Annotated in this window: 10 protein-coding genes; 6 read left to right on the forward strand and 4 right to left on the reverse strand. The window is 65.2% G+C overall.

Annotation, left to right across the window (positions count from 1 at the left end; translation table 11 throughout):
• Positions 1–339: 339 nt before the first annotated feature.
• The 4 genes from rplI to NR101_RS02275 form a co-directional block, all read right to left on the reverse strand.
• Positions 340–792: a 50S ribosomal protein L9 gene (rplI, locus tag NR101_RS02260; protein WP_256774537.1), complete on the reverse strand. Its 453-nt coding sequence runs from the start codon at positions 790–792 to the stop codon at positions 340–342.
• A gap of 151 nt (positions 793–943) precedes the next feature.
• Positions 944–1,174, reverse strand: a complete 231-nt coding sequence (gene rpsR / locus NR101_RS02265) for a 30S ribosomal protein S18 (RefSeq protein WP_002804494.1) — start codon at positions 1,172–1,174, stop codon at positions 944–946.
• An 11-nt stretch (positions 1,175–1,185) separates the two neighbouring features.
• Positions 1,186–1,623 (reverse strand): 30S ribosomal protein S6, encoded by a 438-nt coding sequence (rpsF, locus tag NR101_RS02270; RefSeq protein ID WP_256777696.1) that lies wholly within the window; start codon positions 1,621–1,623, stop codon positions 1,186–1,188.
• A gap of 168 nt (positions 1,624–1,791) precedes the next feature.
• Entirely contained in the window at positions 1,792–2,130 is a 339-nt protein-coding gene (locus tag NR101_RS02275; protein WP_256774539.1) for an iron-sulfur cluster assembly accessory protein, read from the reverse strand.
• A 186-nt stretch (positions 2,131–2,316) separates the two neighbouring features.
• On the opposite strand from NR101_RS02275, the gene asnS reads away from it, so the two are divergent.
• The 6 genes from asnS (at position 2,317) to NR101_RS02305 (ending at position 6,362) form a co-directional block, all read left to right on the forward strand.
• Positions 2,317–3,711: an asparagine--tRNA ligase gene (gene asnS / locus NR101_RS02280; protein ID WP_256774540.1), complete on the forward strand. Its 1,395-nt coding sequence runs from the start codon at positions 2,317–2,319 to the stop codon at positions 3,709–3,711.
• A gap of 25 nt (positions 3,712–3,736) precedes the next feature.
• On the forward strand, positions 3,737–4,042 hold the full coding sequence (locus tag NR101_RS02285) for a hypothetical protein (protein ID WP_256774541.1): 306 nt from the start codon (positions 3,737–3,739) through the stop codon (positions 4,040–4,042).
• Positions 4,039–4,353 (forward strand): hypothetical protein, encoded by a 315-nt coding sequence (locus NR101_RS02290; protein WP_256774542.1) that lies wholly within the window; start codon positions 4,039–4,041, stop codon positions 4,351–4,353. Before NR101_RS02285 ends, NR101_RS02290 begins: the two co-directional genes overlap by 4 nt.
• Before the next feature lie 6 nt (positions 4,354–4,359).
• Complete coding sequence (locus NR101_RS02295) at positions 4,360–5,067, forward strand: FMN-binding negative transcriptional regulator (protein WP_256774543.1); 708 nt, start codon at positions 4,360–4,362, stop codon at positions 5,065–5,067.
• 76 nt (positions 5,068–5,143) lie between these two features.
• Positions 5,144–5,806, forward strand: a complete 663-nt coding sequence (can, locus tag NR101_RS02300; RefSeq protein ID WP_256774544.1) for a carbonate dehydratase — start codon at positions 5,144–5,146, stop codon at positions 5,804–5,806.
• A gap of 25 nt (positions 5,807–5,831) precedes the next feature.
• Positions 5,832–6,362, forward strand: coding sequence for a 3-hydroxyanthranilate 3,4-dioxygenase (locus NR101_RS02305; RefSeq protein ID WP_256774545.1), 531 nt, complete (start codon positions 5,832–5,834; stop codon positions 6,360–6,362).
• Positions 6,363–6,859 lie beyond the last annotated feature (497 nt).

Consider the following 6,859-nt stretch of genomic DNA (forward strand, 5'->3'; position numbering starts at 1 on the left):
CCTTTGCCCCTGCCTTTGCCCCCGACCCTGCCCTTGCCCCACCCCACCCCAACCGCCCGCACCGATATCCCCTGAAGAGGGTGGCGGGTAGCCTTGGCCGGGACCGTCGGGCGCCATGGATGGCGCCCGCGAGCCCCCATGGATGGGTTTACGGCGTGTCCCGGCCAAGGCTACCCGCCACCCTCCTCCAGGAAAGCAAAAGCGCCGGCCGTTGCAGTGGCCGTTGCAATGGCCGTTGCCGTTGCCGTTAGCTTCTAAAAAAAAACCAACCACCCCACAAAACAAAAACGGGCACCCTCGCGGGCACCCGTTTCTGTAACGCCCGCCTTTCGGCAGGAATCAGGCCTTTTCGGCTTCCACAACCACCTTGACGGTGGTTTCGACGTCGGCGTGCAGGTGAACAGTCACCTCGTACTCGCCCACGTTGCGGAAGGCGCCTTCGCCCAGGATCACTTCGCTCTTTTCCAGCGGCAGGCCGGCAGCGGTGAAGGCTTCGGCGATATCGCGCGGGCCGACCGAACCGTACAGCTTGCCTTCGGTCGAAGCGTTGGCACCGATCGTGACGCTCTTGCCTTCCAGCTTCGCCTTGCGGGCTTCGGCGTCAGCGTGGATCGACTGGGCCTTGGCTTCGTAATCGGCGCGCTTGGCTTCGAACTCGGCCACGTTGGTCGCGGTGGCCGGAACGGCCTTGCCGGTCGGGACGAGGAAGTTGCGGCCGTAGCCCGGCTTCACGTCGACCAGATCGCCCAGACCGCCGAGGTTGGTGACCTTCTGAAGAAGAATCAGCTTCATGGTGTAGCTCCAAAAATGTATTCGTTAGCGAGGCAAGGCCCCGCAGCGATGGCTGTCCGAATATCCGAACGGCAGACCTGGAAACCGCCCGACGCTTCGCAGCGCGGGCGGCCAGATCCGCGAAAGCGGCGACCGAAGCCGCCGGCTTTCATCAGACGTCGTGGTTGTCGGTGTACGGAATCAGGGCCAGGAAACGGGCGCGCTTGACGGCCGTTGCCAGCTGGCGCTGGTACTTCGACTTGGTACCGGTGACGCGGCTCGGCACGATCTTGCCGTTCTCGGTCAGGTACTGGCGCAGGGTGTTGAGATCCTTGTAATCGATCTCCTTGACACCTTCGGCCGTGAACTTGCAGAACTTGCGGCGACGGAAGAACTTGGACATGTCAGTGCTCCTTAAGCGGCCGAAGCGGCGTCTTCGCCGGCATCGGTGTCAGCGGCGGGGGGGGGTTCACCTTCTTCGTCATCACGACGACGACGCTCGCCACGCTCGGGCTTCTCGCCCTTCTCGTCCTTGCTCTTCATGATCAGCGACTGCTCGGTGTCAGCTTCGTCACGCTTGATGACGAGGTTGCGCAGCACGGCGTCGTTGAAGCGGAAGCTTTCCACCAGCTCGCTCAGCACGGCCTGGTCGCACTCGATGTTGAGCATGACGTAATGGGCCTTCACCAGGTTCTGGATCGGGTAGGCCAGCTGACGACGGCCCCAGTCTTCCAGACGGTGGATGGTGCCGCTGCCGTTCTCGACCAGCGCCTTGTAGCGCTCGATCATGGCCGGGACCTGTTCGCTCTGGTCCGGATGGACCAGGAACACGACTTCGTAATGACGACTCATGTGTTTTTACCTTTCGGATGTGGCCCGTTGAGGGCCGGACAGCCCCCCGCAGGTGAACGCGGTGGGGCAAGGGTCCTGCCCGAAATCAGGCAGGAAGCCGCAAAGTATGGCAGCGCAAGCCCCAACAGGCAAGCCGCAGCGGGCCAGGCAGCCCGGCGGCGGTCAGGCTCAGGCCTTGTCGGCCTCGGTGGTGAAGCTCTCGCCGCAGCCGCATTCGGCGGTCGCGTTCGGGTTCCTGAACGTGAACGTCTCGCTCAGGCCGTGCTTGCCGAAGTCGATCTCGGTGCCATCGACCAGGCCCAGGCTGTCGGCATCCACGTAGATACGCACCCCGTCCTGCTCGAACACGGTGTCGCCCTGGCGCTCGTCGCGGGCCAGATCGGTGATGTGACCCCAGCCCGAGCAACCGGTCCGGGTCACGCCGAAACGCAGGCCCAGCGCGCCGGGGGTCTGCTCGACGAACTTCTGCACACGGGCAAAGGCAACAGGGGTAAGGCTTACGGCCATGACAGGCAACTCCAGCGGATCGTGATCATTATAGAGGGTATGGCGCGGCCCGGCTTCGACGGCCGTCGCTGCGGTTCACATGGCGCGCAGCCCCGGAGAGCGCGCGAAAAATGCCTCGCAAGCCGAACACCGCACCCGTTAAACTCCGTGTTCAGAGATCGAGTCGATCAACAGAGGATTCAAGTCATGACGGTGGTCAGCGTTGAACATGCGCTTGCCGGGAAAATCCCGGAAGGCGGCGAGGCAACCGTACGCGGTTGGGTACGGACGGTGCGCGGCTCGGCGGCGCTGGCCTTCGTCAATGTCACCGATGGCTCCTGCTTCGCCCCCATCCAGGTGGTGGCCAATGACACCCTGGGCAACTTCGACGACATCAAGAGCCTGACCCCGGGCTGCTCGGTGATCGCCCGCGGCACCCTGGTCAAGTCCCAGGGCAAGGGCCAGTCGTTCGAAATCCAGGCCCACGACATCGAGATCGTCGGCCTGGTCGAAGATCCGCTGACCTACCCGATCCAGCCCAAGCCGATGAGCGCGGAGTTCCTGCGTGAAGTAGCGCACCTGCGCCCGCGCACCAACCTGTTCGGCGCGGTCACCCGCATCCGCAACTGCCTGTCCCAGGCCGTGCACCGGTTCTTCCACCAGAACGGGTTCAACTGGATCAGCACCCCGATCATCACCACCTCCGATGCCGAAGGCGCCGGCCAGATGTTCCGGGTCTCGACCCTGGACATGGCCAACCTGCCGCGGAACGAGAAGGGCGAGGTCGATTTCAGCCGTGACTTCTTCGGCAAGGAAACCTTCCTGACCGTGTCCGGCCAGCTCAACGTCGAGGCGTACTGCCTGGCCCTGAGCAAGGTCTACACGTTCGGCCCGACCTTCCGCGCCGAAAACTCCAACACCACCCGCCACCTGGCGGAGTTCTGGATGATCGAGCCGGAAATCGCCTTCGCCGACCTGGCCGAAGACGCGCGCCTGGCCGAGCAGTTCCTGAAATACCTGTTCCGCGCGGTGCTGGACGAGCGCGGCGACGACCTGGCGTTCCTGGCCGAGCGCGTGGACAAGAACGCGATCACCAAGCTGGAAGGCTTCATCAACGCCCCGTTCGAGCAGATCGACTACACCGAAGCGGTGAAGCTGCTGCAGAAGGCCGACAAGAAGTTCGACTTCCCGGTCGAATGGGGCCTGGACCTGCAGACCGAGCACGAGCGCTGGCTGACCGAGGAACACATCGGCCGCCCGGTGGTGGTGACCAACTACCCCGAGCACATCAAGGCGTTCTACATGCGCCTGAACGATGACGGCAAGACCGTCGCAGCGATGGATGTGCTGGCCCCGGGCATCGGCGAGATCATCGGCGGCAGCCAGCGCGAAGAGCGCCTGGACGTGCTCGACGCGCGGATGGCGCAGTTCGGCCTGGATCGCGAGCACTACAGCTGGTACCGCGATTTCCGCCGCTACGGGTCGGTGCCGCATGCCGGTTTCGGCCTGGGCTTCGAGCGCCTGGTGGTGTACGTGTGCGGGCTGGGCAACATCCGCGACGCCATCCCCTACCCGCGCGCGCCGGGCAGCGCCGAGTTCTGATCCCCCCCACGGAGGCACCGAGCCCATGACCCTGTTCTTCGCGCTGTGTTTCGTCGGCGTGGCGATCGCCGGGTTCAGTGCCTTCGTGATCTTCTGGCCGCTGACCCTGATCCACATCCGCGACCGCCATCCGCTGCTGGCGCAACGCTTCGGCAACGGCGCGTTCCTGCGCCCGGATGCGCTGCGCTGGCTGCTTGGGCGCGATTACCGGCAAACCCCCGACCGGGCGCTGTCCGGGCTGGCCACGCCTGCCTGGGTATCGCTGCTGACCCTGCTGGCCGGACTGGGCATGGCTGCCCTGCTCTGGCTGCTTTCGATGGTATTGATATGAACGACACCCCCTCACACCGCGACGAATGGTTCCTGGCCAGCCTGGGCAACACGCTTATCTGGGCGCGCCTGCGGATCCGCCCGGCCGGCACCGCCGAAGTCCTCGACAGCGACGGCAACACGCTCAGCTACGACAGCGAAGACACCGCGCGGTCGCAGTTGTTCGATGCCGAGTTCGTGTCCTATGACGGCCTGGACGAGGAAGACGCGCTGATCCGCGGTTTCTCGCTGCATGAAGTGCAGCCGCCGCAGGGCGCCAGCGATGCCGAGCTGCACGGCCGCATGGTGCAGAGCCTGGGCGCCCGCGCGTAACCGGCGATGTTCATCCCTTCCGCCTTCGCCGAGACCGACCTGATCTGGCTGGACCGGCTGCTGGCGCGTGATGCGTTTGTCACGCTGGTCACCACCGACGCCGACGGTCTGCCGCAGGCCACCCGGATGCCGGTGCTGTACCGGCGCGACGCCGATGGCATCCTGATCGAAGGCCACTGGGCCAAGCCGAACCCGCAGGCAGGCCATGCCGGCCCCGCCTTGATGCTGGTGCACGGTCCCCACGCGTATGTGTCGCCGGGCTGGTATCCGGACAACGCCGTCAGGAACGGCGTTGGACAGCCAAAGGCTGGCCCGCAGGGTGAGCCCCAGGGACGGGGCGAACACAAGGTCGCGCAGGCGCGTGTGCCGACCTGGAACTACGCCGCTGCGGAACTGCGCGGCGTGCTGGAGCCGGTGACCGACGATGATGCGCTGATCGCCATGCTGGACGGCCTGAGCGCGCACTATGAAGCGCAGGTCGGCGGCGACTGGGACCTGCTGCCGATCGAGCCGCGCCAGCAGCGCATGCTCGGCGGCATCGTCGGGTTCCGTTTCCGCCCGGCGCAGGTGCAGATCAAACTCAAGCTCAGCCAGAACCATCCCGAGGCCAACCAGCACAGCGTGATCGACGCGCTGTCGGCGCTGGACGCCCCGGCTTCCCGCGAGCTGGCGCAGTGGATGCGCTGGCGCCGCGACGGCGACACCGCCGGTTGATTCTCCCCGCTTCCCGCGACGCCGCGGCCAGGCTGGCCGCGCCTTGCCCCCACCTTACGTCAGGGACACCTGCCCCATGAAAGACATCCACAAGCTGCTGCAGAACAACCGCGAATGGGCGGACCGGATCGAGAAAGAAGACCCGGAATTCTTCCACCAGTTGGCCAAGCAGCAGCACCCGGAATACCTGTGGATCGGCTGCTCCGACTCGCGCGTGCCGGCCAACCAGATCATCGGCATGGCACCGGGCGAGGTGTTCGTGCACCGCAACGTGGCCAACGTGGTGGTGCACACCGACCTCAACTGCCTGAGCGTGATCCAGTACGCGGTGGACCAGCTGAAGGTGAAGCACATCCTGATCGTGGGCCACTACGGCTGCGGTGGCGTGCACGCCAGCCTGCACAACACCCGCGTGGGCCTGGCCGACAACTGGCTGCGGCACGTGGGCGATGTGGCGCAGAAGCACGCCTCGATCATGGATGCGATCGAGGACCCGGCGCTGAAGCACGCACGCCTGTGCGAGTTGAACGTGATCGAGCAGGTGGTCAATGCCTGCCGCTCGACGATCGTGCAGGATGCCTGGGCGCGTGGCCAGAAGCTGATGGTGCACGGCTGGGTCTACAGCCTGAAGGACGGCCGGGTGCGCGAGATGGGCATCGACGTGGGTGCACCGGAAGACCTGCAACCGGCCTACGAAAAGGCCCTGGCCCACGTGCCGCGCCGCGGTCGGCGCGACTGACGCGTCTCTCTACGGAATCCCCATCATGCTCGCTTCCCCCATCAACCTGCTGGCCTGGATCGAGGAACACCGGCATCTGTTGAAGCCGCCGGTGGGCAACAAGATGATCGAGAACGGGGACTTCATCGTGATGGTGGTGGGCGGGCCGAACAGCCGCACCGACTACCACTACGACGAGGGTCCGGAGTGGTTCTACCAGCTCGAAGGCGAGATGACGCTGAAGGTGCAGGAAGACGGTGCGGTGCGCGACATCCCGATCCGCGCGGGCGAGATCTTCCTGCTGCCGGGCAAGGTGCCCCATTCGCCCCGCCGCCCGGCTGGCGGCGTGGGGCTGGTGGTGGAGCGCAAGCGCCTGGCGCATGAGCGCGATGGGCTGCTGTGGTTCTGCGAGCGCTGCAACCACAAGCTGTACGAAGAGTATTTCGCGCTGGAGAACATCGAAACGGATCTGCCGAAGGTGTTTGCGCGGTATCAGGCCTCGGTGGAGATGCGCACCTGCGAGGCGTGCGGACATGTGGATCCGTTGCCGGGTGGTACCGGGGCTGTTGAAGGCTGAGAGCTCGAAGGCGGACAGCAGCATGTGCGCGCGCACTCCGGGCGAGGCTGGTATGGGAGGGTTTGCGCGCATGCAGAAGAGCCGGCGGATTCGATCTTTTAGCGACTGCTGATGCCCGTTCCTCATTCGATGACAGCATGATCTGTGAAGGAAGAGCAGCCGAGCATGGCTCGGCTCTACCGAGGCCATCGCAATCATCCAGGTGGGATCGATCCTCTAACGACTGCTGATGGCCCTTCCTCGTTCGATGCCAGCATGACCTGTGAAGGAAGAGCAGCCGAGCATGGCTCGGCTCTACCCAGGCGTTTGCCGGCGCTCCAGGCATTTCCAGACATTCCACGCATTTCGGGCATTTGCGGCATTCCCAGCGTTTCCCGGCGTTTCCCCGGCGTTTCCCATGCGCGCCGACCCACTGTCGGGGCGTGGTGCGGGTGGGTTGCCGGGACCGTGTGTTGCCATGGATGGCAACACCGAGCCCCCAAGGACGGGTTTACGGC

The sequence above is a fragment of the Stenotrophomonas sp. Ste86 genome, from assembly GCF_024519465.1.
In the GTDB taxonomy this organism is placed as follows: Bacteria; Pseudomonadota; Gammaproteobacteria; order Xanthomonadales; family Xanthomonadaceae; genus Stenotrophomonas.